Genomic DNA, 25,987 nt, shown 5'->3' on the forward strand with positions numbered 1-25,987 from the left:
GACACCCACAGCCCGTTACGGGGAGCCGAGCAGGCCGGCTGCCCTCGCCCACCGGTACTTCGCACCGAGCACCGCGACAGGTCGCTCGGTGGTGTACGGGTAGGCGACGATGCGGTGATCGAACAGGTAGTCGCTGGCTTTCTCGACCTCGGTGTCGCCTGCCAGCGACGCCACTACCGGCTTGTCGATGCCCTTTGCCCTCGCCTCCTCCACGACGCGTGCGGTCAGTTCGGCGAACACCATCGGCGGCGTCACGATCGTGTGCCAGTAGCCGAGGATCAGGGCGTGGATGCGCGGATCCTCCAAACCGAGCCGGATCGTCGCCTCGTAGGTCGACGGCGGCTCACCGCCGGTGATGTCGATCGGGTTCCCCGCCGCGCCGAACGGTGGAATGTAGCGGCGGAAAGCCTCGTCCAGATCCGGCGGGATGTCCATCAGTGAGAGACCCGCCTCGACGCAGGCGTCGGAGAGCAGCACACCGGAGCCACCGGCGCCGGTGATGATGACGACGTTCTCGCCCTGCGGAGTGGGCAGTAGCGGAAGGCCCCTCGCGTAGTCGAGCATCTCGTTCAGCCCGGGCGCGCGCACCACCCCCGCCTGCCGCAGGATGTCGTCGTAGACCTTGTCGTCGCCCGCAAGCGCGCCGGTGTGCGAGCTCGCCGCGCGGGCACCCAGCGCGGTGCGACCTGCCTTGAGCACGACCACCGGCTTCTTCTTGGTCATCCGCTTGGCGGTCTCGACGAACGCGCGGCCGTCCTTGAGGTCCTCCAGGTGCATCGCGACGGCCTGGGTGTTGTCGTCCTGCTCGAAGTAGGTGAGCAGGTCGTCCTCGTCGACGTCGGACTTGTTGCCGAGCCCGACGATCGCGGACACGCCCATCTTCGTGGTGCGCGCGAAGCCCAGGATCGCCATGCCGATGCCGCCGCTCTGCGAGGTGAGCGCGACACCGCCCTTGACGTCGTACGGGGTGCAGAACGTGGCGCACAGGTTGTTCGGCGTGTAGTAGTAGCCGTAGATGTTCGGGCCGAGCATGCGGATGTTGTAGCGGTGGGCGATCTCCACGATCTCGTCCTGCAGTTCGTGGTTGCCGGTCTCGGCGAACCCGGAGGGGATCATCACCGCGGCCGGGACACCCTTCTCACCGCAGTCGGTAAGCGAGCCGGGCACGAACTTCGCCGGGATGGCGAACACGGCGACGTCCACCTCACCGGGGATGTCGCCGACCGAGGCGTAGGCCTTGTGGCCGAGGATCTCCTCCGCCTTCGGGTTGATCGGGTATATCTCGCCCGCGTAGCCGCCGTTGACCAGGTTCTTCATCACCGAGTTGCCGATCTTGCCCTCCTGGTCGGAGGCACCGACGACGGCGATGGAGCGCGGGTTCATCAGCCGGTTCATCGCGCCGAGGATCTCCTCCTGCGACGGGCGGAACGGCTCGGTCACCTCGCCGGTCTCAACGAGGATGCGGATGTCGGCAGCGCAGGCCCCGTCCGCGGCGGCGAACACCGGGTTGAGGTCGAACTCGCGGATCTCCGGGAAGTCGGTGACCAGCGCGGACACCCGCTGGATCACCTCGGCCAGCGCGTCGATGTCCACCGGCTCGGCTCCGCGTGCCCCGCGCAGTACCTCGGCGGCCTTGATGCCGGTCACCATGGAGCGGGCCTCGTCGGCGTCGAGTGGGGCGAGCCGGAACGTCACGTCCTTGAGCACCTCGACCAGCACGCCGCCGAGGCCGAACGCGACGATCTTGCCGAACGTGGGATCGGTCGTGGCGCCGACGATGACCTCGTGCCCGCCGCCGACCAACTGCTGTACCTGCACGCCGGTGATGGTGGCCGAGGAGTTGTACGCCTTGGCGTTGGCGACGATCTTGTCGAAGGCCTCCCTTGCCGCGGCGGGGCCCTCGACGCCGACGATGACGCCGCCCGCCTCCGTCTTGTGCAGGATGTCCGGTGAGACGATCTTGCACACGACGGCCGCACCGATCTCCTCGGCGAGCGCGGCGGCCTCGTCGGCCGTGGTGGCGAGCCCTTCACGTGGGGTGGGAATGCCGTAGGCGTCGGCGACCCGCTTGCCCTCCGGTGCGGTCAGGGAATCCCTGCCCTGTGCCCGCACCTTGTCGAGGACCTCGCGGACGGCGGCCTTGTCCGGGGTCTGCATTCCTCAGATCACTCCATTCGCCTTGAGCTCGGCGAACCGGGTCTCGTCCAGACCCAGCTCGGTCATGTAGATCTCCTGGTTGTGCTCGCCGAGCAGTGGGGATCGCTCGACGTCGACGGCGGAGTCCGACAGCTTGATGGGGCAGCCGACCGTCTTGAACTGCCCGCGTTCGGGATGGTCCACCGGCACGACCATGTCGTTGTCGGCCAGCGAGGGGTCCTCGATGATTTCCTTTGTGGACAGTACGGGGCCGCAGGGAATGTTGTGCTCGTTGAGTTTGGCGAGCACATCCCACTTACCGTGGTTGACGGTCCACTCCTCGATGAGTTGGAACATCTTGTCGAGCTTGTCGAGCCTCGCCTCCGGGGTGGCCCACTCGGGGTCATCGGCGAGCTCCGGCCTGCCGATCAGCTGCGTGATCGGTTTCCAGCCGACCGGCTGCACGATCACGTAGATGTAGTCGTTGGGCCCGCCGGGGGCGCACTTCACGGCCCACCCGGGTTGCCCGCCCCCTGAGGCGTTGCCGGAACGGGGAACGGTGTCGCCGAACTCCTCGTTGGGGTACTCGGCCAGCGGGCCGTGGGTCAGCCGTTGCTGGTCGCGCAGCTTCACGCGGCACAGGTTCAGCACCGCGTGCTGCATCGCCACGGTGACGCGCTGCCCCCTGCCGGTGTGCTCACGCTGGTACAGGGCGGCGAGGATGCCCGCGACGGTGTGGATGCCCGTGCCCGAGTCCCCGATCTGCGCCCCGGTCGCCAACGGCGGGCCGTCCTCGAAGCCGGTGGTGCTCATCGAGCCGCCCATGGCCTGCGCGACCACCTCGTACGCCTTGTAGTGGGTGTAGGGACCCTCGCCGAAGCCCTTGATCGAGGCGTAGATCAGCCGGGGGTTGATCTCCTGCAGCCGTTGCCAGTCGAAGCCCATCCTGTCGATGGCCCCGGGGCCGAAGTTCTCGGCGAGGATGTCGAACCGTGGCAGCATCTCGGTGAAGATCCGCTTGCCCTCATCAGACTTCATGTTGAGCGTGATGCTGCGCTTGTTGCAGTTCAGCATCGTGAAGTAAAGACTGTCCACATCGGGCAGATCTCGGAGCTGCCTGCGGGTGATGTCACCGGTGGGTGCCTCGAGCTTGACCACGTCCGCACCCAGCCACGCGAGAATCTGGGTGGCTGATGGTCCGGATTGGACGTGTGTCATGTCGAGAACGCGAACACCCTCGAGTGCTTTCGCCATGGTGCAAGCCCTTTCACTTGTACATGGTCTGGTTCATCGTCCCCGGCGCGTATACCTCGGGGTCGACCCACACGTTGATCAGCGAGGGCTTGCCCGATTCGCGCGCCCGCTCCAGCGCGGGCCGGATCTGGCTCGGCTCGGTGACCTCCTCGCCGTAGCCGCCGAGCATCCGGGCGAACTCGCCGTAGCGGACGTCGCCGAGGGTGTTGCCCACCCTGCCGCGGCCCTCGCCGTACTTCTGGATCTGCCCGTAGCGGATCTGGTTCATCGACGAGTTGTTGCCCACGATTCCGATGAACGGCAGGTTGAACCGCACGAGCGTCTCGAAATCCCAGCCGGTGAGGCTGAAGGCGCCGTCACCGAACAGGGCCACGACCTCGGCGTCGGGCCGTGCGTACTTGGCCGCGAGAACGAACGGCACGCCGACGCCGAGCGTGCCGAGCGGCCCGGGGTCCATCCAGTTGCCTGGTGACTTCGGCTGCACCACCTGGCCGGAGAAGGTGACGATGTCGCCGCCGTCGCCGATGTAGATGGAGTTCGGGGTCAGGAACTCGTTGATCTCGTGCACCAGCCGGTAGGGGTCGATGGGGCTGGCCTCGGACAGTTGCCTTGGCAGCCGCTTCTCATACGACTGGGTCTCGACGGCGCGCAGCTCTTCCAGCCACGCCTTGCGGTTGGCGGCACCGCTGTCGACCCGGCCGGAGGCCGCCTGCGTCACCGCGGAGAGCACCAGCCCCGCGTCGCCGACGATGCCAAGGTCGATGTCGCGGTTCTTGCCGACGGTGCGGTAGTCGAGGTCGATCTGCACCACGGTGGCTTCGGAGGAGAGTCGCTTGCCGTAGCCCATCCGGAAGTCGAACGGGGTGCCGACGATGATGATGAGGTCGGCGTTGGAGAAGGCGTAGCGCCGTGCCAGTTGCAGGTGGTGCGGGTCCTTGGGTGGCAGGGTGCCGCGGCCGGAGCCGTTCATGAACGCGGGTACGTTGAGGGTGCGGACGAAATCGATGGCGGAGTCGGTGGCCCTGCACGTCCATACCTGGCTGCCGAGCAGCACGCAGGGCTTCTCCGAGTGCGTGATCAGGTCGGCCAGTTGCTCGATGGCATCGGGGTCGCCCGCGCTGCGGGTCGATGCGCGGTAACCGCCGGGTCGTGGGATGCGGGCCCGCTCAAGCGGCACTTTGGCGTCGAGTACGTCGCGCGGTATCTCCAGAAACGACGGCCCCGGCGCGCCGTGGTAGCACTCGCGAAACGCCATGGAAACCAGATCGGCCGCGCGCTCGGTGGCGGGGACGGTGGCCGCGAACTTGGTGATCGGGGTCATCATGTCGACGTGCGGCAGGTCTTGCAGCGAGCCCATCTTGTGCTGGCTGAGCGCGCCCTGCCCGCCGATGAGCAGCATCGGGCTCTCCGCCCGTAGCGCGTTGGCGACACCGGTGACGGCGTCGGTGGTTCCCGGTCCCGCGGTGACCACGGCGCAGCCGGGTTTGCCGGTGATCCGGGCGTAACCGTCCGCCGCGTGCGCGGCGACCTGCTCGTGGCGTACGTCGATCACGTCGATGCCCTCGTCGACGCAGCCGTCGTAGATGTCGATGATGTGACCTCCACAGAGGGTGAAGATCACGTCGACACCTTCGGCCTTGAGCGCCTTCGCGACCAAATGTCCCCCGGAGATGAGCTCAGGGTCGCCGCCCGCGGCCCGCTGCTCGTTCGGCTGGGTGGCGCTTTCCGGCTCAGTTTTGGCCATCTGCCCCATGTGCGTCGTCATCTCCTTCAAGAACTGCTGGCTACCGCATACTGCATACCATATGGAGTTATCGTGGACCTCGAACAACTCGTTGTCCAGACTCGGTCCCGGGTTCAGTCGCGCCAGTCGATCCGGGGCCAGTTCAAGGTCAACTCGTCGAGCCGCGCGGCCGCCTCGGCAGGGGTGAGGCCCCGCCCGACCGCGATACCGACGAGGTAGGCCGCTATCGGGCCGGCTTGCGCGGCGACAGTCCTTGCCGCGCACCTCGTCAGGTCGACGATGAGTTCGCGGTCGGCGGTGTCGATGTTGGTCATGTCCGCCGTGCCCGCTGAGTCGTGGCTCGCACTGACGCCATCCGCCCTATTGACTCCGCTCGCGTCAAGGCCGAGATTCGAGCACAGCGCGGAAGTCCATTCCCGCAGCTCGTTCATGTGCCGCACCTCCCGGCGTCCAACCGTTGACCCGAGCGCCACATACCGTATACTGCATACAACTCGGCTGGCAAGTCGAGTTTTTACGCAGACGAGATCCGTCTCCCCAGTTCTCCGCGGGCAACTCCTGCTTTCCCTATGCCAGATCGAGCTGACGCAAGATAAGGCCAAGAACGGAGTCGACTTTGAAGGTTGCAGTTCTCGGTGCCGGCGCCATCGGCGCATATGTCGGCGCCAGCCTCCACCGTGCCGGAGCCGAGGTCCACCTGATCGCTCGCGGCGACCACCTGCGCGCGATGCGTGAGTCCGGAGTCCGCGTGAACAGCCCACGCGGCGACTTCACCGCCCACCCGCACGCCACGGACGATCCCACCGAGGTGGGGCCCGTCGATCACGTCTTCCTCGGGCTGAAGGCCAACCAGTACGCGGGTGCCGGGCCGCTGCTCGAGCCGATGCTCGCCGATCACACCTCCGTGATCGCGGCTCAGAACGGCATCCCGTGGTGGTACTTCCACGGGATGCCTGGCCCGCACCAGGGCAAGCGCATCGAAAGTGTCGACCCCGCCGGGTCGGTCAGTGCCGTGCTGCCACCGAGGCGTGCCATCGGATGCGTCGTCTACGCGGCCACCGAGATCGAGGCTCCCGGCGTGATCAGACACCTGGAGGGCACCCGGCTGTCCATCGGTGAACCCGACGGAACCCTGTCCGGCCGCTGCCGGGAGTTCTCCGAGGCCATGATCGCGGGCGGGTTGAAGTGCCCCGTCGAGCCGGACCTGCGCAAGGACATCTGGATCAAGCTGATGGGCAACGTCGCGTTCAACCCCATCAGCGCGCTGACCAGGGCCACGATGGCAGGCATCTGCAGGCACGGCGGGACGCGGCAACTGGTGGTGGAGATGATGAAGGAGACGCTCGAGGTGGCCGCCGCGCTCGGGGTGCACCCCGACGTGTCGATCGAGCGCAGGCTCGCCGGAGCCGAGCGCACCGGCGAACACAAGACCTCCACGCTGCAGGACCTGGAGAAGGGCAAGCCGCTGGAGCTGGACGCGATCCTCACCGCCGTCGTCGAACTCGCCGACCTCGCCGGTGTGGCTGTGCCGACGCTTCGGGTGGTGAACGCGCTCGCGGACCTGCTCAACACGTCCACGACGGCGGCCCCCGCGCCCCCGGGTTCGAACCAGTCCGCGGGCGTCGCCGCCCGGACATGACTGGCGGTTGCGACGCGCTGGCCAGGGCAGTCGACGACGTGGTCGCCCCCGCGGCGCGAGAGGTCGACAAGCGAGCGAGGTTTCCCCGCGCCGGCCTGGCAGGCCTGGCCGGCGCGGGGGTCCTCGGCTGCACCGTTCCGCGTGCCCTCGGCGGCGGAGGTCGCACGCTGCGCGAGGCGGCCGACATCGTGGTCAGGGTCGCCGCCTCGTGCGCGTCGACGGCGACGGTGCTGCAGACTCACCTCACCGCGGTGGCCGTGCTGGCCGAGCACGGCCCCGCGCGGCTGCTGCGGGAGGTGGCAGGCGGAGGACACCTGCTCAGTTGTGTCATGGACCCGCTGGGCACGCTGCCAGGCGAGGCAGTCGGGCGCGGGCATGTCGTCGACCTCTACGGCCAGGCGCCGTGGGTGGTCGGGGCGGGGGAGGCCGACAGCCTCGTGTGGTCGGTGGCCGAACGGCTGTACCTGGTGCCTTCGACCGCCCCCGGCCTGTTCGTCCCCGAACGAGGCGAGCTCCTCGGCCTGCGTGGCACGTCGGCCACAGCGCTGCTCGCCGACCCCGTCACCGTGCCACGCGACAACCTGCTCACCACGCGAGCGACCGACACCGTGCACGGCATCGCGTTCCCCTGGTTCACCGTGCTCGGCGCGGCCGTGAGCCTTGGCATCATGGACAGCGCGATCGCCGCCACGGCGCGAGCGGTGAGAGGTGCGGGTCCGGCGCCCGCGGTGCTGTCGGAACTGGCGCGGATGACGGTGCGGGCGGATTCGGTCCGGGGCATGTTCCTCGAGGCGGCCTACGCCGAGCGGGACAGCGCGCGGGACAGGCAGAGACTGCTTGCCCTGCGGGCGGCCGCCACGCAAACCGCGGTCGGGGTGACCGACTCGGCCATGAAGGTGTGCCAGTCGGCCGCACCCCGCGGCATGGCGGAGGTCGAGCGTCAGTTCCGCGACGCGAGGGCCGCCTACGCCGTGCCGCCGACGCCGGACACGGCGCTGGAGCATCTCGGGTCTGTGCTTTACGGGGACTGACGCTCGCGTGTGGTCACCGGTCGGCGACAGCCCGCTCAGCGGCCTCCAGCCACTCGCGCCACTGCGCCGCCTGCTCCTCCGCCCGCTTCGCGCGGCGCTCGTCACCGGCGGCGCGGGCCTTGGCCGCCTGCGCCTCGAACTGCTCGACGCGCTCGCGGAACTGCGCCGCCCGTGCTTGCGCCTCCGGGTCGGTGCGCCGCCACCGGCTGTCCTCCGCCGCCCGCACCCGGTCCTGCACGGCCTTGAGCCGCCCGTCGAGGTCGCGGATGCGGTCCCGTGGCACCTTGCCGATCTCGTCCCAGCGTTCCTGAACCCTGCGTAGCTGCGACTTGGCCGCGTCCAGATTGGTCGAGGGGTCGATCTTCTCCGCCTCGGCGAGCAACTCCTCCTTACGTGCCGCGTTCTCGGCGAACTCGGCGTCCCGTTCGGAGAAGGCCGCGGACCTGCGCGCGAAGAAGGCGTCCTGGGCCGCGCGAAACCGCTGCCACAGCGCGTCGTCGGCCTCCTTCGGCGCGCGACCCGCGGCCTTCCACTCGGCCATCAGTTCCTTGTACCTGGCGGCGGTGGGGCCCCAGTCCGTGGAGTCGGTCATCGACTCCGCCTCGGCGATCAGTTCCTCCTTGCGCCGTTTCGCGGCGGTGCGCTGCTTGTCCAGCTCGGCGAAGTGCGAGCCACGTCGCCGGTTGAACGACTCACGTGCCTTGGAGAACCGCTTCCACAGCTCGTCGTCGGTCTTGCGGTCGACCCCCTTGACGGTCTTCCATTCGTCGAGGATCGACCGCAGCCGGTCGCCCGCGGCCTTCCACTGTGTCGACTCGGTCGCGATCCGCTCGGCCTCCTCCGCCAGCGCCTGCTTGCGGGCGACGGCCGCCGCCCTCGCCTGCTCGCGTTCCTGTTTGACCTCGGCCAGTGCCCGCTCGGCGTGACCGATGACGTATTCGATGCGCTCGCGAAGCGCCTCGATGTCGCCCACCACGGCGGCATCGGAGAGGCGCTCCCGCAGCTGCGTCGCGCTCGACATGGCCTGCTTGGGGTCGCCCGTCCCGGAGGTCAGCCGGGTCTGCAGTAGCTCCACCTCGGTGCGCAGATCGTCGAACCGGCGGGCGAAGTGCAGCAGGCCCTCCTCGGCTGGCCCGGCCTGCCACACGCCGACCGCCCGCTCACCGTCGGCCGTGCGTACGTAGACGGTGCCGTCGTCGTCGATGCGTCCCCAGCGCGACGGGTTGGCCTCCGCGACCGGCACGCCAGGTGCCTGCTGCCCGCCTGTGGTGGTGCGCACCTGGTGCGGCGCCGGGACGTCGGTGCCGTTCGGGGTGTTCTGCTCGGCCATGGCCGGCTCCTTCTCGACTGTCGGCCCGCTCGCGTCGCGGGCGCCCCACCGTGGCGGGGCCGGGTGGTGCGTGTTCGGGGTCAAGGCCGCATTCAAACAGGTCAGCGCGCTTGTGGGTACTCGGTGCCTTACTGTGCCTCACTACGTACCTCCTTCGGCGCGCCGGGTAACCTCGGAACGCGTGATCACGCGTGTCGCCGTGGTACCCCATCCTCCCCTCCTGGTGCCGGAACTGGTACCCGGAGCGGTCGAATCGACCGCGCCTGTTCGCGATGCCTGTCTGGCCGCCGCGCGCGATCTGGCGCGGCAGGCACGGACGTGGATCGCGGTCGGCGTGGCGGACAGATTCTCGACCATCGGACCCGCTTCGTGTGGCACCTTCGCCGGTTTCGGGGTCGACGTGCCGGTCGCGCTGTCCTCCGGCCGGCAAGCCTGCGCGGACACCGAGACCGAACTCCCGCTTCCCGCGCTGGTGGCGGGTTGGCTGCGGGAGCGGGCGGGCGCGGAGTCGGTGCGGGTCGAGCTGGTTCCCGTCGACGCCGCGGTGGCCGACTGCGTGGCGGCGGGGAAGGGCATCGCGGCGAGCGCCGAGGCGGCAACTGACCGTGAGGTCGGGCTGCTCGTGCTCGGCGACGGCTCCTCCCGGCATTCCTCGGCCCCACCCGGCTGGCCCGACGAGCGCGCGGCCGCCTTCGACGCGACGGTGGGCACCGCACTGGCCGCCGCCGACGTCGACGCGTTGCTCGAACTCGACCCCGCACTGGCGACCGAGTTGCAGGCGCAGGGCCGCGCCGCCTGGCAGGTGCTGGCGGGGTTCGCCAAGGCAGCCAACTGCCTGCCCGGCTGGCGGGCGCGGCTGCTCTACTCCGAAGCCCCGTTCGGGGTTGCCTACCACGTCGCGACGTGGGAGCGCGCGTGAGCGGGGCCGCCTGCCCGGTCGCCGTGGTGGGGCCCACCGCCACCGGCAAGACCGCACTCGGGGTGGAGCTCGCCCTCGCGCTCGGCGGCGAGGTCGTCAACGCCGACGCCATGCAGCTGTACCGGGGTATGGACATCGGCACCGCGAAGGCGACGCTCGAGGAACGCAGAGGCGTGCCGCATCATCTGCTCGATGTGCTGGAGGTGAGGCAGGCTGCGTCCGTGGCGGCCTACCAGCGCGACGCCCGCGCCCGCGTCGAGGAGTTGCTCGCGAGGGGCGTCGTACCCGTGCTGGTCGGCGGCTCGGGGCTGTACGTCCAGGCCGTGGTCGACGACCTACGTTTCCCCGGCACCGATCCGGCGGTGCGTGCCGAACTGGAGGAGCAGGCACGACGGTACGGCACGGCGCCGTTGTACCGGCGGCTCGCCGAGGCCGACCCCGCCGCTGCCGAGGCGATCCTGCCGTCCAACACCCGCCGCATCGTGCGGGCGCTGGAGGTTATCGAACTCACCGGACAGCCGTTCTCGGCCAACCTGCCCAGACCTGGAGCGCCCCGCTACGGCACGGTGCTGATCGGTGTCGACCGCGACGTCACCGAACTCGACGAGAGGGTGGAGCGGCGGGTGTCGCACATGTTCCGCGCCGGGTTGGTCGACGAGGTGCGGGAGTTGGAGGCCATGGGGTTGCGTGAGGGCAGGACGGCCTCGCGTGCACTCGGCTACCAGCAGGTGCTCCACGCGCTCGACACCGACGGCGATTTCGAGGAGGCCGCGGCGCGGACCGTGGTGGCGACCCGGCGGTTCGTTCGCAGGCAACGGTCCTGGTTTCGCAGGGACGACCGCATCAGATGGTTCGACGGTGCCGACCCCGCGCTGGCCGACCGCGTGCTCTCGGTGCTCGACCCGTAATCTTGTTCGCATGGGTGGAATCGAGTTCCTGAAGGGCCACGGCACGCAGAACGACTTCGTGCTGCTGCCCGACGCGGCAGGCATGTTGGACCTGACCCGCGAGCGGGTGGCGGCCCTGTGCGACCGGCAGCGTGGTATCGGCGCGGACGGTGTGCTGCGGGTCGTGCGCTGCGCCGCGCTGGGAATCGACTCCGCCGCCGAGTGGTTCATGGACTACCGCAACGCCGACGGCTCGCTCGCCGAGATGTGTGGCAACGGGGTGCGGGTGTTCGCCAGGTACCTGGTGGAGAACGGACTGGAGCGAGGGCCGGAGTTCGTGATCGGTAGCCGTGCCGGTGACCGCGCCGTGCGGGTGAATCCCGACCGCACCGTCACGGTCCACATGGGAGCGGCCAGGATCACGGGGACATCGGTCGCGATCGTGGGGGACCGGGAACTGTCCGGCGTCGCGGTGGATGTCGGCAACCCGCACCTGGTGTCCACGATGGACGACGACGTGGCCGGGCTGGAACTGCGGGACCAGCCGCGCTACGACCGCGACCTGTTCCCGGAGGGGGTGAACCTGGAGTTCGTCAACGTCGTCGGCGACAACGCGCTGCGGATGCGGGTGCACGAACGCGGTGTCGGTGAGACCAGGTCGTGCGGCACCGGCACGGTTGCCGCCGTCGCCGCGACCCTGCATCTCGCGGGTACCGACACCGGGGCATCCAGTGTGGAGGTTCCAGGCGGCACGGTGCACGTAACCGTCGATCGCGGCGACTCCACGCTGACCGGCCCCGCGGTGTTCGTCGCCAGAGGCGAACTCGACGAGTCGTGGTGGAACAGCCTGCCCTGAAGCCCCGCGAGTCCCCCGCTCACGACCGCGAGTCCCCCGCTCACGACCGCGAGTCCCCCGCTCACGACCGCGAGTTCTGCGTAGCGGTCGGCAGCTGGCCGGCCGGGATGTCCCGCAACCGCCGCAGCGGCGAGCACAGCACCCACAGCACCGCGGCCGCGAGCGCCACCGAGGTGATCCAGACGGTGGCGCGCACCCCAAGCCACTCGCCAAGCACCCCGCCGAGCAGACCGCCGAGTGGAAGCACACCCCAGACGACGAACCGCACGCTCGCGTTCATCCGGCCCAGCAGCCCGTCGGGGCAGATCGCCTGCCGGTAGCTCACCTGCGCGACGTTGTACACCACCACGCCGTATCCGAACACAGCCAGGCCGAGCGCGGCGAAGGTTACTCGCCAACCCGGCTCGGCCAGCGGAACGAGTAGGTGCGCCGGCCAGGTCAGCAGCGGCACGAGCCACACTGCCCGAGCCTGCCCGATCCAGCGCAGCCACCGGCTCGCCGTGAGCGCACCGAGCAAGCCACCCACACCCGCGACGGCGAGCACCGCGCCGACCCCCGCAGCGGGTAGTCGCAACTCGCGGCTGAGGAACAGCACCTCCACGCCGGTGAACGCGCCCGCCGCGAAGTTGCCCGATGCCGTGCACGCCGTGATGGCCCGCAGGTGCCGGTTGCCGAACACGAACCGCAGCCCCTCGGCCACCTCGGCCCGCAGCCCGATCCCGGTACGGGGACTCGGGGGCGGCTCGCTCGTCCTGATGCGCCCCAGCAGTGCCGCCGAACCCAGGTAGCTCAATCCGACGGTGGCGACGGCGTTGGCCGCGCCGAGTAGCTGGGCCAGCGCACCGGCAAGCCCCGGACCACTCACCTGGGCGACCGACTGGCTCACCTGGAGCTTGCTGTTGCCCTCCACGAGCCTGCTCCTGCCCACCAGCGACGGCAGGTAGGACTGGTAGGCGACGTCGAAGAACAGCGTGCAGACGCTCACCAGCAGCGCCACCACGATCAGTTGCGGCAGCGAGAGCAGGTCGGCCCACCACGCCAGCGGTACCGAAAGCAGCAGCACGCCGCGGACGAGGTCGGCGCGCAGCATGAGGGGCCTGCGCCGCATCCGGTCCACCCACACTCCCGCGGGCAGCCCCAGCAGCAGGAAGGCGGCGTTTTCCGAGGCGGTAAGCAGCCCCATCTGCAGCGGGGTCGCTGCCAGCGTCGTCGCGGCGAGCAGCGGCAGTGCTGTGCGCCCCACGAAAGTGCCGAACTGGCTGGCGGTGTCGCCCGCCCATAACAGGCGGAAGTCGCGGTGGAACCACAGCGAGTCACGAGGCATCGCACCAGTGTCCGGCAAGTGATTGGAAAGTGTCAATCACTTATGCTGGGGTGGTGACGACACGGCGGAGGAAGGCGACAGAAGTCGAGGCGAGCGCGCTCGCGTCCGGAATACGGCTGCGGATCATCCGGTTGACCTACTCGAAGGCGCTGACCAACAAGGAACTCGCCCAACGGCTGGACCGTGACCCCGCGACGACGCTGCACCACGTGCGCAAACTCGTCGACGCCGGGTTCCTGCGGCCGCAACCACCGCGAAGCGGCAACCGGGGAGCGCGGGAGATCCCGTACCTGTCCACCGGGCTGTCCTGGCAGTTGGACAACGCCGGCAACGAAGGTGTGCGCGAGGCGATGCTTGAGGCGTTCCTCGCCGAGGTGGCGCAGACCCCGGAGGGCGAGCTGGACCAGTCGCGCATGGTCGTGCAACTCGACGACGACGAGCGTGAGGAGTTCCGGCAGCGCGTACGGGAACTGCTGGACGAGTTCGCCGCCCGCCCCCGGCGGCAGGGAGCGCAGCGGCTGGCGGTGTACCTGGCGCTGTATCCGGGCGGCTAAAAGACTCGTTCGAATCCACGCTGGCGTGGGACGATAGGGAGACGATGACAGAACCGACACACAACAGCCTCGGCACCTTCGAAGAGTTCGACGTCCTCGACGCCCCGGACACGGTCGACACGGTCGCCGACGTCTCGACGGGCGAGCTGGAGCTGGAGGAACGCGCCTCTCTGCGGCGCGTCGCGGGCCTTTCCACCGAACTGGCCGACATCACCGAGGTCGAGTACCGCAAGCTACGCCTCGAGCGAGTCGTCCTCGTCGGTGTGTGGACCGAGGGAACCGCGGCGCAGTCGGAAGCCTCGCTCGCGGAACTGGCCAGGCTCGCCGAGACCGCGGGCTCGCAGGTGCTCGAAGGCCTCGTGCAGCGCAGGTCCAGGCCGGACCCCGCCACCTACATCGGGTCGGGCAAGGTGCGCGAACTCGCCGACGTGGTGGTCGCCACCGGAGCCGACACCGTGATCTGCGACGGCGAGCTCTCGCCCGGCCAGCTGCGGCAGTTGGAGGCGAAGCTCAAGGTCAAGGTCATCGACCGGACGGCGCTGATCCTGGACATCTTCGCCCAGCACGCCCGCTCAAGGGAGGGCAAGGCGCAGGTCGAGCTGGCGCAGTTGCAGTACCTGATCCCCCGGTTGAGGGGCTGGGGTGAGTCGCTTTCCAGGCAGGCCGGTGGGCGTGCCGGTGGGGCCAACGGCGGCGTCGGGCTGCGTGGCCCCGGTGAGACCAAGCTGGAGACCGATCGCAGGCGGATCAGCAAGCGCGTGGCCAAGCTGCGTCGCGAGATCGCCGCGATGGACACCATCCGGGCCACCAAGCGTGGGCGCAGGCTCGCCAACGAGGTCCCCGGCGTCGCGCTGGTCGGCTACACCAACGCGGGCAAGTCGAGCCTGCTCAACGCCATCACCGGCGCGGGGGTGCTGGTGGAGGACGCGCTGTTCGCGACGCTGGACCCCACCACGCGGCGTGCGATGACGCCGGACGGCAAGGCGTACACGATCACCGACACCGTCGGGTTCGTGCGACACCTGCCGCACCAGCTCGTCGACGCGTTCCGCTCCACACTCGAGGAGGCGGCCGACGCCGACGTGCTGCTGCACGTCGTGGACGGGTCGGCGCCCGCACCGGAGGAACAGGTCGGCGCGGTTCGTGAGGTGCTGGGGGAGATCGCCCGGCACCGCGGCGAGCCGCTCCCGCCCGAGTTGTTGGTGATCAACAAGGCGGACGCCGCCGACCAGGTGACGCTGACCCGGCTACGGCACCTGATGCCGGACGCCGTGGTGGTGTCGGCGAACACCGGCCAGGGAATCGACGTGCTGGTCGAGGAGATCGCCGGGCGGCTGCCGAGGCCGGAGACCGTCGTCGAGGTGGTCGTGCCCTATACCCGTGGCGAACTCGTGGCACGGGCACACGCCGACGGAGAGGTACTGGCCGAGGAGCACACACCCGAGGGAACCCGCCTGCGTGCCAGGGTGCGCCCCGACCTCGCCGCCGCGCTGGAGGACTACGTTACGGACGGTTCAGCGGTCTGACGGATACCGTAGCGGGCGTGAGTGTGCGTGGTCTCATGCTGCTGCTGGGAGCGACGGTTCTCGGGCTGGTCGCGTCCGGGTCCACTGTGGCCAGGGCGGACGAGCCGGTCACGGTGTGCGCTATTGACGACCCCCGGCTCGCCGAGTTGTCCGGCCTCGTGGCACACGAGGGCCGCTGGTACGCCGTCAACGACGGCGGCACCCGGATCGAGGTATTCGTGCTCGACCGCGAGTGCGAGGTGCGCGACGTCATCGTGAGCCCCACGGATCCCTACGACATCGAGGACCTCGCGGTCGCCCCGGACGGCACACTGTGGCTGGGCGACACCGGGGACAACCGCAAGCAACGCCGGACCGTGGCGCTGCACGCGGTGTCACCGCAGGGTGGCTCCGTGCTGTACCGGCTGACGTATCCGGACGGGCCGCACGACGCCGAGGCCTTGCTGCTGGACCGGGCGGGGACGCCGTACATCGTCACGAAGAGCAGCATGGGGCAGTCGGCCGTGTACACCCCACGTGGGGAACTGACCAGCCCGGGCCCCACACCGCTGGTTCAGGTCGGCACACTCAACTTCTCCACCACCGACACTCCGGGTGGGCCGGTCGGCACCATCGGCACGATGGCGGTCACCGGTGCCGCGTCCACGGCGGACGGCAGCGTGCTGGCCCTTCGCACCTACACCGACGCCTACCTCTATCCGGCTCCGGACGGGGATGTCGTGGCCGCTTTGCGGCGACCGCCGATCCGGATACCGCTGCCGGGGGAGCAACAGGGAGAGGCGATCGCGTTCGCGGACGACGGCACGCTGCTGTCCGCGAGCGAGGGCATCGGCAGTCCGGTGCGAGCCGTGGCCGGTGCGACGGCTCGCGTCGGCGACGTGTCCGCGTCGGTGACGCCGAACCCGCCGCCGGAGAATGGCGAGGACGGCGCGGGCGCTACAACGCGGTTCGAGGCCGAGGCCGGAGCAGACGGCGCGTCCGTCGGCTCCGAGCAGGATGGCGAGCGAGAGCAGGACGGCAAAGGCATGCAGACACTGCCGGGCATCCTGCTGGCGATGACGATCGCCGGCCTCGCCATGCTCGGTATCAGCAGGGCACGCCGCTGAACCTTCGGCTACCTCACAGCCGCCGCAACACTGCCACGACCTTGCCGAGAATCGTGGCCTCGTCGCCGGGAATGGGTTCGTATGCCTCGTTGTGCGGCATCAGCCAGACGTGTCCGTCCTTGCGCTTGAACGTCTTGACCGTTGCCTCGCTCTCGATCATCGCGGCGACGATGTCGCCGTTGTCGGCGGTCGGCTGCTGCCGAACCACCACCCAGTCGCCGTCGGTGATGGCCGCGTCGATCATCGAGTCACCCGCGACCCGGAGCAGGAAGACGTCGCCCTCGCCGACGATGTCCTTCGGCAGCGGGAAGACGTCCTCGATGGCTTCCTCCGCGAGCACCGGCCCGCCCGCGGCGATGCGGCCGACCAGTGGCACGAAGGCGGGCTTGGGCAGCCGGTCGGCGTCGACGTTCTGCTGGTCGGCGTCTGCGGCGAGCACCCCCACCGCCCTCGGACGGTTGGCGTCGCGGCGTAGGTATCCCTTGCGTTGCAGCGCGCGTAGTTGGTGTGACACCGAGGACGTGGAGGTCAACCCGACCGCCTCACCGATCTCCCTGACGCTCGGCGGGTAGCCGTACCTGTCCACCCAGGTTCTGATGACCTCCAGCACCTTCTGCTGGCGTGGGGTCAACGTGTCGTCGGGGTCCTCGATGTCGGGCAGGGCATGTACCTTGCCACCTTCCTCCTTCGTCGTGCGTGCCACCGCGTCGCCTCCCAGTCAAGGGGCGCGGCTCGCAGGCACGGCGCCCCTGTGGTGCCCCTTGTAGTGCTTGTCCACTGTCGACGCTAGCCCGCCGTGCCGGTGATTTCAAACGTCTGTTCGATCGACACGCCGACAGGTCTCGATTTTGTCGGCTCCCGGTGGTACACATTCGCACGGACGTTCGATAGAACGCGTGTTCGAGGAGGTTGCCATGTCAGTTCTGGTCGGCGGGCGGGCCCGCGAGATCTGGCACGTCCGTTGCGGCACCGCCCCGAGGGCGCGAAGGGTAGAGCCGGTGCGTCCACCCAGCAGGCCGCCACTGGTGACGGTACGCGGCCGGGTCAGGGTGCTCGGCCGTTGCGAGGTCCGACCCTCGGCTCCGCCGCGCTGGTTGTGGCTGGTGGCGCTGGCGGTCGCGGTGGCCGCCGTCGTCGCCGGACTCGGCCTCCTCGCGGGTGCGCTGACCCGGGGTGTCGTGGAGGTTGGAACGGAGAACGCACCACCGCGCACCACCGTGGTGGCCGTGGCGCCGGGCGACACGCTGACCGGTGTCGCGGCCAGGTACACCTCCGGCGGTGAACTCTCCGCGGTGGTGGAACACATCAAGCGCCTCAACGGGCTGTCCGGTGCCGAGGTGTCGGCGGGAATGCCGCTGGTGGTGCCGGTTTGGGAATGAGTGACGAACTCGCCGGGTCCGCTTGTCCCGCGTCGCCACGGCCCGGATATGTTCGCCGTCACCTCACCCGCCGCGGGGGTGCGGCTTGCGTACGCCTTCGCAGCCTCTTAAGGTCAACCCCAACATGTAGTAGTTACATGGCTGTAGTTGCTCCACAAGTTGGGGTAGAATCGTAGAAGTTATCCACAGCTCGTCGGTGGTTCACCCGCCGCGTGTCCACAAGACGATCACCAGGCACCGTGGCCTCGTGGTCCGAGCCCGGCCGGGGCGTCAGCGAACAGGGAGGTGGTCGGCGGTGCGCTGCCCGTTCTGTCGGCATGCCGATTCCCGGGTTGTCGACTCCCGTGAGGTCGACGAGGGGCAGGCGATCCGGCGTCGCCGCTCCTGCTCCGCGTGCGGCCGCCGGTTCACCACCTCGGAAACGATGGTGCTCGCCGTGGTCAAGCGGTCAGGGGTCACCGAACAGTTCAGCCGGGAAAAGGTGGTCAACGGGGTCCGGCGCGCCTGCCAGGGCCGCCCTGTCGACGACGACGCATTGCAGCAGCTCGCGCAACGTGTCGAGGAGTCGATCAGGGCCGCGGGCGTCGCGGAGATACCCAGTCACGAGGTCGGCCTCGCCATCCTCGGCCCGCTACGCGAGCTCGACGCTGTGGCCTATCTGCGATTCGCGAGTGTCTATCGCTCCTTCTCGTCGATCGAGGATTTCGAGAAGGAGATAAGGGACCTGCGGGAGGCCATCGCGGCCGCCGAGGCCCAGCCGGACCAGAGTTGAGGAAGCGCGGCGGGCGTATGCCGTCGCCGCCACTGCGATCGCGGGAGTGGGAGTCATGACAGAGACCGTGGGGTCCGACACCGGGGCGGCCGGTAAGTCGGTGAAGAAGCGCCAGTCCGGCGCGGGTACGCGTAAAGGTCTGCGCATCAAGCGTGTCTTCACCACGGAGGGGGTGCACCCCTACGACGAGGTGCGGTGGGAGAAGCGCGACGTCGTCATGACCAACTGGCGCGACGGCACGGTGAACTTCGAGCAACGCGGTGTCGAGTTTCCCGAGTTCTGGTCCGTCAACGCCACCAACATCGTTGCCAGCAAGTATTTCCGGGGTGCCGTCAACAGCCCGCAGCGCGAGCACAGCCTGCGCCAGCTCATCGACAGGGTGGTCAAGTCCTACGTCAAGGCGGGCACAGAGCACGGGTACTTCGCGGGCTCCGCCGACGCCGAGATCTTCGAGCACGAACTGACGTGGATGCTGCTGCACCAGGTGTTCAGCTTCAACTCACCGGTCTGGTTCAACGTCGGAACCTCGTCCAAGCAACAGGTGTCGGCGTGCTTCATCCTCGCCGTCGACGACACAATGGAGTCGATCCTCAACTGGTACAAGGAAGAGGGCCTGATCTTCAAGGGAGGTTCGGGCGCCGGACTGAACCTGTCGCGCATCCGCTCCTCCCGGGAGCTGCTGTCGTCCGGCGGTACGGCTTCGGGGCCGGTGTCGTTCATGCGTGGTGCGGACGCCTCGGCGGGCACGATCAAGTCGGGTGGCGCCACGCGTAGGGCCGCCAAGATGGTCGTGCTCGACGTCGACCACCCCGACGTCGAGGAGTTCATCGAGACCAAGGCCAAGGAAGAACACAAGATCCGGGTGCTGCGCGACGCGGGGTTCGACATGGACCTCGGCGGGGCTGACATCGCCTCGGTGCAGTACCAGAACGCCAACAACTCCGTCCGGGTGTCCGACGAGTTCATGCAGGCCGTGGAGACGGGCGGACAGTTCGGCCTGCGCGCGCGGATGACCGGTGAGGTGATCGACCATGTCGACGCCAAGGCGCTGTTCCGCAAGATGGCCAAGGCCGCCTGGGAATGTGCCGACCCCGGACTGCAGTACGACGACACCATCAACGACTGGCACACCTGCCCGGAATCCGGCCGGATCACCGCATCCAACCCGTGCTCGGAGTACATGCACCTTGACAACTCCAGCTGCAACCTCGCCTCGCTCAACCTGCTGAAGTTCCTCGCCGACGACGGCAGCTTCGACGCGCCGAAATTCGCCAAGGCGGTGGAGCTGGTGATCACCGCCATGGACATCTCCATCTGCTTCGCGGACTTCCCGACCGAGGCGATCGCGGAGACCACCCGCAAGTTCCGCCAACTCGGCATCGGCTACGCCAACCTCGGCGCCCTGCTGATGGCCACCGGACACGCCTACGACTCCGAGGGTGGGCGGGCACTTGCCGCCGCGATCACCTCGTTGATGACGGCCGTGTCGTACCGGCGCTCCGCCGAACTGGCGGGCGTCGTGGGCGCCTACGAGGGCTACGCCCGAAACGCCGAGGCGCATCAGCGGGTGATGCGCAAGCACGCCGCGGCGAACGAACTCATTCGCACCTACCACACCAACGACGTGAATGTGCGCGCGCTGGCGACCCAGGAGTGGCAGCGCGGGATCGAGGTCGGCACGGCCAACGGCTGGCGCAACGCGCAGGCCAGCGTGCTGGCCCCGACCGGAACCATCGGGTTCATGATGGACTGCGACACCACCGGTATCGAGCCGGACTTCTCACTGGTGAAGTTCAAGAAGCTCGTCGGTGGCGGTTCGATGCAGATCGTCAACCAGGCGGTGCCGCGCGCCCTGCGCTCGCTGGGATATCAGGAGGAGCAGGTCGAGGCCGTCGTCGACTACATCGCCGAGCACGGGCACGTCATCGACGCGCCGGGACTGCGTCCGGAGCACTACGACGTGTTCGACTGCGCGGTCGGTGAGCGGTCCATCGCGGCGATGGGTCACGTTCGGATGATGGCGGCTGTGCAGCCGTTCCTGTCCGGCGCGATCTCCAAGACGGTGAACATGCCGGAGTCGGCCACCGTCGAGGACGTCGAGGAGATCTACTTCCAGGGCTGGAAACTCGGGCTGAAGGCGCTTGCCATCTACCGGGACAACTGCAAGGTCGGCCAGCCGCTGTCCACGGGTAAGCAGGAACAGTCCGACAGCGAGCCCGAGCGGGTGGTTGAGTACCGGCCGGTCCGCAAGCGGTTGCCGAAGAAGCGGCCGAGCCAGACGGTGTCGTTCACCGTCGGGGGCGCCGAGGGATACCTGACCGCCGGTTCGTACCCCGACGACGGTTTGGGGGAGATCTTCGTCAAGCTCGGCAAACAGGGTTCCACCCTGGCCGGCGTGATGGACGCGTTCTCGATGTCGATCTCGGTCGGCCTGCAGTACGGCATTCCGCTGGAGTTCTACGTCTCCAAGTTCGCGAACCTGCGATTCGAGCCCGCGGGCATGACCGACGACCCGGACGTGCGGATGGCCACCAGCGTGCTGGACTACCTGTTCCGCAGGCTCGCGCTGGACTACCTGCCCTACGAGAAGCGTGCGCAACTAGGGATCTTCACGGCGGACGAGCGTTCGGCGCAGGTGGAGGCCGACTACGCGGGCTCGGCGGAGAACGTGGACCTGGAGGCATTGCGTAGCAGTGTGGACGCGAGCGGTTCCCGGCCGGTGGACGAACCCACCGCCACCGTGCGAGAGGAGAACAGCCGAGAGGCGCACACCACCACCGAGTTGGTCGAGCTGCAGCTCGGCAAGGCAGCGGACGCGCCGTTGTGCATGACGTGCGGGACGAAGATGCGGCCTGCCGGTTCCTGTTACGCCTGCGAGGGCTGCGGCGCGACTTCCGGCTGCAGCTGACGGCTGGCGTCGGCTGAGAGCGAACCAGCCGTTCAGGCGGGGTGCCGGTGCGGAATCGGCACCCCGCCTGTCGTGTTCGTGGGCGTGCCCGACTCCCCGGTGTGGCCAAGTCACCGGGCGCGGATCGTGTCAGTACCAGCGGGCTCGGGTCCGCGGTCTCGCCAGCCGAGTCGGTGACCCCGTACCCGGGCCAGCACGACGAAGGCGAGCGCGGTCAGCAGCAGGTACGCGGGCACAAGCAACACCGCGTCCGGCGTGTTCAGCTGTGCCGACCAGCCTGCATTACGGGCATCTCCGAGCAGCGTCATCCGATTGACCGTGAGAAACGTCAGGTGTAATGCGACGCAGGTCCACAGCGACCCGGTGGCGATCCTCGCGACGAGCAGGGTGAACCCGAACACCGCGAGCAAGATCGCGTAGGAAACCGGGTCCTCGCCGGGCGGAGCGAACGTCAGCGGCCGTACGGGCCCGCCGAGCAGGGAGTTGACCAGTGCCTGCACCGCACTCGCCGCGGCAGGGGTGAGCAGGAACAGGCCGGTGGTGGCCAGTGAGGCCGTCCACTTGCGCAACCGGGCATTGAGCGTTCGGTAACCGTAGCCACGGAAGGCGAGTTCCTCCGGCACGGCCTCCAGCAGCAATGCGACGAGCGTGTTGGCGAGCAGGAACGTCACCAGCGTCGGCCACTCGACGGCTCCCCAGTGCAACCAGCCGAGGCCGGTTCCCACGGCGAACGTCGTGGCGGCCGCGGCAACGGTGATCAGCACTCCGGACGCGAACGCGCGCACGGCATGCCGGGTGCCAAGACCCAGCCCGGCCAGTGAGCGCCGATCGACGCGGGTGCGCAGTAGCACGACCAGCGGCACAGTGATCACGAAGCAGGTGAGTGCGACCGACAGTCGCAGCGCGAAGCCGTCGATCCCGAGCCTGGTGTGCACGACATCCCCGACAGCGCCCGCCGTTCCCAGCCCGACCGCCATCGCTACCGCCGCGAATGTCGCGCGGGTGAACACGCTGACCCGGCTCGCGGTGGTAAGCCCGACATCGGTTGTCGGCATCCGAATTCGCCCCCAAATCGTTTTCGGTCAATCGTATGAAAAAGATGGTGGGAGCATAGACCCAACTGCCGCCCCAGGGAGAGCCGGTGCCCAAAGTCGTCGATCACGAGCAACGTCGCCGCGAACTCGCCCGCGCCGTGTGGCAGGTGATTCGGGAGCGCGGTGTCGAGGCGGCGTCGGTGCGGGCTGTCGCCGCCAGGGCAGGCTGGTCGCACGGGTCGGTGCAGTACTACTTCTCGACCCAGGCCGAACTGCTCAACTTCGCCATGCGCGTAATCACCGACGAGGCCGAGCAGCGCGTCGATCGAATGCGGTTGCCCGCCGACCCGATTCAGGCCGCGCTGGCTGTACTGGAACGGCTGCTCCCTCTCGACCCGGATGCCCGTACGGCGAACGAGCTGTGGGTGGCCTTCCTTTCCCGGGTTCTGGTCGATCCGGCCGCCCGCGAACTCAACACCGAAGGCAACGAACGGCTCGCCAGGCTGTTGTGGGACCAGCTGTGGCAACTCGACAACGCCGGGCTGCTGCCAGCAGGCTTCGACCTCGAGTTGGAGGCCGACAGGCTGCACGCGCTGTTCGACGGGATCGCGTTGCAGGCGGTCACCGACCCTGCTCGGATGACACCGGCGCTGGCCAGGAAGGTGATCGGGTATCACCTCGACACGTTGCTACGGCGCGGGGGAACATGATGAGTTCGATCCTGGTCACCGGCGGCACCGGAACGCTCGGCAGGCACGTGGCGCGACAGTTGCTCGACCGTGGCCACGAGGTCACGGTGGCGAGCAGAAGCCAGTCGGGCACCACCGGTCCGGCGCGGACGGTCCGCGTCGACTACGCCGGCGGGGCCGGTCTCGACGAGGCCATGGCGGGCAGCGACGCGGTCGTGCACTGTGCCAGCGACCTGCGTTGCGAGCAGCGGCTGGCCGGTTCCGTGGTCTCGGCCGCGCGCCGCGGTGGCTGTGGTCACGTCGTGTACATCTCGATCGTCGGGGTGGACGCGCTGCCCATCGGCTACTACCGCGGCAAGCTCGCCGCGGAGCGACTGCTGGCCGCCTCCGGTGTCGGCTGGACGGTGCTGCGCTCGACGCAGTTCCATGATCTGGTGGTGCGTCTGCTGTCGGCGCTGGGCCGTTCGCCGCTGCTCCCGGTGCCGGCCGGGGTGTCGGTGCAACCCGTTCACGCTCCTGAAGTGGCCTCCCGGCTGGCCGAACTCGCCTGCGGGGAGCCGGCCGGCCGCGTACGCGACATGGGCGGGCCCGAGATACGCTCGTTCGCCGACCTGGCCCGCGCCTACCTGCGGGCCACCGGACACCGCCGGGCGCTACTGCCGTTCCGGCTGCCGGGCGCGGCGTTTCGCGGCTACCGCGACGGGCTGCATCTCGCGCCTGCCGACGCTGTCGGCACGGTGACCTTCGAGCGGTTCCTCAGCGCGCGCTGAGATCGCTCAGCCGTCGCCACAGGAACTCGAAGACCAGCGCCCACTTGAACGCGAGCTGTGCGTTGTCGGCCGCGGCGCCGTGCCCACCCTCGATGTTCTCGTAGTAGTTCACGTCGTGGCCGTACTGCCGCATCCTGGCGACCATCTTCCTGGCGTGCGCTGGATGCACCCGGTCGTCCCGGGTGGACGTCACGAACAACACCGGCGGATAGCTCTGTCCATTCTCGACGTTGTGGTAAGGGGAGTAGGCGCTGAGGTATGCCCAGTCCTCGGGTTCGTCCGGGTTGCCGTACTCCGCCAGCCACGAGGCACCCGCGAGCAGCAGGTGGTAGCGCCGCATGTCGAGCAACGGAACCTGGCTGACCACGGTCCCGAACAACTCGGGATGCCGGGTGAGCATCACACCGGTCAGCAGGCCGCCGTTGCTGCCGCCCTGGATACCGAGCCTTCCGGGCGTGGTGATGCCACGGGCGACGAGGTCGGTGGCGACCGCCGCGAAATCCTCGTACACGCGCTCCCGGTTGGCCTTGACAGCCTGGGAGTGCCAGTCAGGCCCGTACTCGCCGCCGCCGCGCAGGTTCGCCACGACATACGTGCCGCCCTTGGCCAGCCAGCCCCTGCCGGTGACGCCACTGTAGGACGGGGTCAGCGAGACCTCGAAGCCGCCGTAGCCGGTGAGCAGGGTCGGGCCTTCACTCCCGTCGGCCGGTCGCACGACGAAGTACGGGACTCGAGTGCCGTCGCGTGAGGTCGCGAACAGCTGTTCGGTGCGCATCCCCTCGGAGCTGAAGAAGTCGGGCGCCCGCTTCAGGGTCTCCAGCTCGGTGTTCGCATCCCCCGACCGCTCGCCGCCGAGCACGCCTCGTACCAGCGCTGCCGGTTCGGTGAACCCGGATGTCTGTAGCAGGAACTCGTTGTCGCGGTAGGGCTCGGTGTCGACCAGCGCGACCGTCCCCACTTCGGGCACGCCCGCCAGCGGTCGGTCCCGCCAGCCGCCGGCACCTGGCGTGAGCACCCGCAACCGGGTGGTCACGTCGCTGAGCGCGCCGATGATGAGGTGATCGCGGGTCCAGGCGTGGTAGTCGAGGCAGGTGTGGGCGTCGGGCTCGAACAGCACGGTCATGGTGCGCTCGCCCGCCATGAAGTCGGCCAACCTCACCGCCAGCAATGCCCCCGGCGGGTGCTCGCTGCCACCGACGCGCCAGCTGGAGCGGGTACGCACCAGCAGCCACTCGCGGTACACCGATGTGGTGGCGTCGTCGGGCACGTCGATCCGGGTGAGTTCCTCGCCGGTACGCAGGTAGAGCTCGCTGCGGTAGAAGTCGATGCTGCGGCGCACGAGATCGCGCTCCCAGCCCGGGGTGGCGTCGCGGAACCCGTGCACGGCGACGTCTTCGGGTTTGCCCTCGAACACCAGGTTCGCCTGTGACAGCGGTGTGCCCCTGCGCCACTCCTTCACCAGGCGCGGGTAGCCCGACGTCGTGAGCGAGCCTTCGCCGAAGTCGGTGCCCACGTAGACGCGGTCCTCGTCGATCCATGCCACGGAACTCTTGGCCTCGGGCAGTTCGAAACCGCCTTCGACGAACTCGGCGCGTTCCAGGTCGAACTCGCGCACCACCGTGGCGTCCGCTCCGCCTCTTGACAACTCGACCAGGCAGCGACGCAGGCTGGGCCGCAAAACCGTGGCGCCCTGCCACACCCAGTTCTCACCCTCGGCGGCGGCGAGGGCGTCCACGTCGATGAGCACCTCCCAGCCGGGTTCGGGCTTGCGGTACTCCTCCAGCGTCGTGCGTCGCCACAGACCACGCGGGTGGTCCGCGTCCTGCCAGAAGTTGTAGAGGTGGTCGCCACGCCTTCGCACGTAGGGAATCCGGTCGTCGGCGTCGAGCACCTGCCGCAACTCTTCCCGCAGCGACTCGAACCGCCGCCCCCTGGTCAGCAGCCCCACGGTTTCCTCGTTGCGAGCCCTCACCCAGTCCAGCGCGCGTTCGGAGGTCACCTCCTCCAGCCACAGATACGGATCGTCGTCGACGGGGGTGGTCACCTCGGCCATGTCTCCCAGTCTGCCAGCTGTTCGCGCGCCGCTGTCCGGCTCCGCGCACCGCACCGGGTCGTGGCTAAGCTGTCGT

General features: G+C 68.9%; 22 protein-coding genes. 13 read left to right on the forward strand and 9 right to left on the reverse strand.

The window, feature by feature from the left end:
• Nucleotides 1-15: 15 nt before the first annotated feature.
• From FHU38_RS07775 to FHU38_RS26925, 4 genes are all read right to left on the reverse strand, one after another.
• On the reverse strand, nt 16-2,157 hold the full coding sequence (locus FHU38_RS07775; RefSeq protein ID WP_167168249.1) for an acetate--CoA ligase family protein: 2,142 nt from the start codon (nt 2,155-2,157) through the stop codon (nt 16-18).
• 3 nt (nt 2,158-2,160) lie between these two features.
• Entirely contained in the window at nt 2,161-3,390 is a 1,230-nt protein-coding gene (frc, locus tag FHU38_RS07780) for a formyl-CoA transferase (protein WP_167168253.1), read from the reverse strand.
• Nucleotides 3,391-3,403: 13 nt separating this feature from the next.
• A complete protein-coding gene (locus tag FHU38_RS07785; protein ID WP_208416087.1) occupies nt 3,404-5,143 on the reverse strand; it encodes a thiamine pyrophosphate-binding protein in 1,740 nt (579 codons plus the stop codon).
• A 104-nt stretch (nt 5,144-5,247) separates the two neighbouring features.
• Nucleotides 5,248-5,565 (reverse strand): DUF6457 domain-containing protein, encoded by a 318-nt coding sequence (locus tag FHU38_RS26925; RefSeq protein WP_208415590.1) that lies wholly within the window; start codon nt 5,563-5,565, stop codon nt 5,248-5,250.
• A gap of 185 nt (nt 5,566-5,750) precedes the next feature.
• Here FHU38_RS26925 and FHU38_RS07795 point away from each other — a divergent pair, with 185 nt between their 5' ends.
• Nucleotides 5,751-6,773: a 2-dehydropantoate 2-reductase gene (locus tag FHU38_RS07795; RefSeq protein ID WP_167168257.1), complete on the forward strand. Its 1,023-nt coding sequence runs from the start codon at nt 5,751-5,753 to the stop codon at nt 6,771-6,773.
• Entirely contained in the window at nt 6,770-7,804 is a 1,035-nt protein-coding gene (locus tag FHU38_RS07800) for an acyl-CoA dehydrogenase family protein (protein WP_167168260.1), read from the forward strand. The genes FHU38_RS07795 and FHU38_RS07800 overlap by 4 nt, the downstream gene beginning before the upstream one ends.
• 13 nt (nt 7,805-7,817) lie before the next feature.
• Here the strand turns inward: FHU38_RS07800 and FHU38_RS07805 are convergent, their stop codons facing one another.
• Nucleotides 7,818-9,134, reverse strand: a complete 1,317-nt coding sequence (locus FHU38_RS07805; RefSeq protein ID WP_167168263.1) for a DUF349 domain-containing protein — start codon at nt 9,132-9,134, stop codon at nt 7,818-7,820.
• Nucleotides 9,135-9,315: 181 nt separating this feature from the next.
• Here FHU38_RS07805 and FHU38_RS07810 point away from each other — a divergent pair, with 181 nt between their 5' ends.
• Genes FHU38_RS07810 through dapF form a run of 3 tightly spaced genes read left to right on the forward strand, consistent with a single transcriptional unit; the run spans nt 9,316 to nt 11,796 of the window.
• Entirely contained in the window at nt 9,316-10,053 is a 738-nt protein-coding gene (locus tag FHU38_RS07810; RefSeq protein WP_167168266.1) for a hypothetical protein, read from the forward strand.
• On the forward strand, nt 10,050-10,961 hold the full coding sequence (gene miaA / locus FHU38_RS07815; protein WP_167168269.1) for a tRNA (adenosine(37)-N6)-dimethylallyltransferase MiaA: 912 nt from the start codon (nt 10,050-10,052) through the stop codon (nt 10,959-10,961). Before FHU38_RS07810 ends, miaA begins: the two co-directional genes overlap by 4 nt.
• Before the next feature lie 10 nt (nt 10,962-10,971).
• Entirely contained in the window at nt 10,972-11,796 is an 825-nt protein-coding gene (gene dapF / locus FHU38_RS07820) for a diaminopimelate epimerase (protein WP_167168272.1), read from the forward strand.
• 61 nt (nt 11,797-11,857) lie between these two features.
• Here dapF and FHU38_RS07825 read toward each other — a convergent pair whose 3' ends face one another.
• On the reverse strand, nt 11,858-13,120 hold the full coding sequence (locus tag FHU38_RS07825) for an MFS transporter (RefSeq protein ID WP_167168275.1): 1,263 nt from the start codon (nt 13,118-13,120) through the stop codon (nt 11,858-11,860).
• Between the two features lie 53 nt (nt 13,121-13,173).
• Between FHU38_RS07825 and FHU38_RS07830 the strand changes: the two genes are divergently transcribed.
• From FHU38_RS07830 to FHU38_RS07840, 3 genes are read left to right on the forward strand one after another with little or no spacing between them, the layout of a single operon-like run.
• A complete protein-coding gene (locus tag FHU38_RS07830; RefSeq protein WP_167168278.1) occupies nt 13,174-13,674 on the forward strand; it encodes an ArsR/SmtB family transcription factor in 501 nt (166 codons plus the stop codon).
• Nucleotides 13,675-13,718: 44 nt separating this feature from the next.
• Entirely contained in the window at nt 13,719-15,200 is a 1,482-nt protein-coding gene (hflX, locus tag FHU38_RS07835) for a GTPase HflX (protein WP_167168281.1), read from the forward strand.
• A gap of 17 nt (nt 15,201-15,217) precedes the next feature.
• The gene (locus FHU38_RS07840) at nt 15,218-16,306 is read left to right on the forward strand and encodes a hypothetical protein (RefSeq protein WP_449314275.1); all 1,089 of its coding nucleotides are present in this window, start codon (nt 15,218-15,220) and stop codon (nt 16,304-16,306) included.
• 13 nt (nt 16,307-16,319) lie between these two features.
• Here FHU38_RS07840 and lexA read toward each other — a convergent pair whose 3' ends face one another.
• Nucleotides 16,320-17,009 (reverse strand): transcriptional repressor LexA, encoded by a 690-nt coding sequence (gene lexA, locus FHU38_RS07845; protein ID WP_167168284.1) that lies wholly within the window; start codon nt 17,007-17,009, stop codon nt 16,320-16,322.
• 211 nt (nt 17,010-17,220) lie between these two features.
• On the opposite strand from lexA, the gene FHU38_RS07850 reads away from it, so the two are divergent.
• The 3 genes from FHU38_RS07850 (at nt 17,221) to FHU38_RS07860 (ending at nt 21,365) form a co-directional block, all read left to right on the forward strand.
• Complete coding sequence (locus FHU38_RS07850) at nt 17,221-17,685, forward strand: LysM peptidoglycan-binding domain-containing protein (RefSeq protein WP_167168287.1); 465 nt, start codon at nt 17,221-17,223, stop codon at nt 17,683-17,685.
• A 295-nt stretch (nt 17,686-17,980) separates the two neighbouring features.
• On the forward strand, nt 17,981-18,457 hold the full coding sequence (gene nrdR / locus FHU38_RS07855; protein WP_009155324.1) for a transcriptional regulator NrdR: 477 nt from the start codon (nt 17,981-17,983) through the stop codon (nt 18,455-18,457).
• 55 nt (nt 18,458-18,512) lie between these two features.
• A complete protein-coding gene (locus FHU38_RS07860) occupies nt 18,513-21,365 on the forward strand; it encodes a vitamin B12-dependent ribonucleotide reductase (RefSeq protein WP_167168290.1) in 2,853 nt (950 codons plus the stop codon).
• 110 nt (nt 21,366-21,475) lie between these two features.
• Here FHU38_RS07860 and FHU38_RS07865 read toward each other — a convergent pair whose 3' ends face one another.
• Nucleotides 21,476-22,420, reverse strand: a complete 945-nt coding sequence (locus tag FHU38_RS07865; protein WP_167168293.1) for a CPBP family intramembrane glutamic endopeptidase — start codon at nt 22,418-22,420, stop codon at nt 21,476-21,478.
• Nucleotides 22,421-22,506: 86 nt separating this feature from the next.
• Between FHU38_RS07865 and FHU38_RS07870 the strand changes: the two genes are divergently transcribed.
• The gene (locus FHU38_RS07870) at nt 22,507-23,109 is read left to right on the forward strand and encodes a TetR/AcrR family transcriptional regulator (protein ID WP_167168296.1); all 603 of its coding nucleotides are present in this window, start codon (nt 22,507-22,509) and stop codon (nt 23,107-23,109) included.
• Nucleotides 23,109-23,858, forward strand: a complete 750-nt coding sequence (locus FHU38_RS07875; RefSeq protein WP_167175748.1) for an SDR family oxidoreductase — start codon at nt 23,109-23,111, stop codon at nt 23,856-23,858. The genes FHU38_RS07870 and FHU38_RS07875 overlap by 1 nt, the downstream gene beginning before the upstream one ends.
• Here FHU38_RS07875 and FHU38_RS07880 read toward each other — a convergent pair.
• The gene (locus tag FHU38_RS07880; protein ID WP_167168299.1) at nt 23,845-25,911 is read right to left on the reverse strand and encodes a prolyl oligopeptidase family serine peptidase; all 2,067 of its coding nucleotides are present in this window, start codon (nt 25,909-25,911) and stop codon (nt 23,845-23,847) included. The two genes, FHU38_RS07875 and FHU38_RS07880, sit on opposite strands and share 14 nt — an antisense overlap.
• Between the last annotated feature and the right edge of the window lie 76 nt (nt 25,912-25,987).

It is taken from the genome of Saccharomonospora amisosensis, from assembly GCF_011761185.1.
Lineage (GTDB): Bacteria > Actinomycetota > Actinomycetes > Mycobacteriales > Pseudonocardiaceae > Saccharomonospora_A > Saccharomonospora_A amisosensis.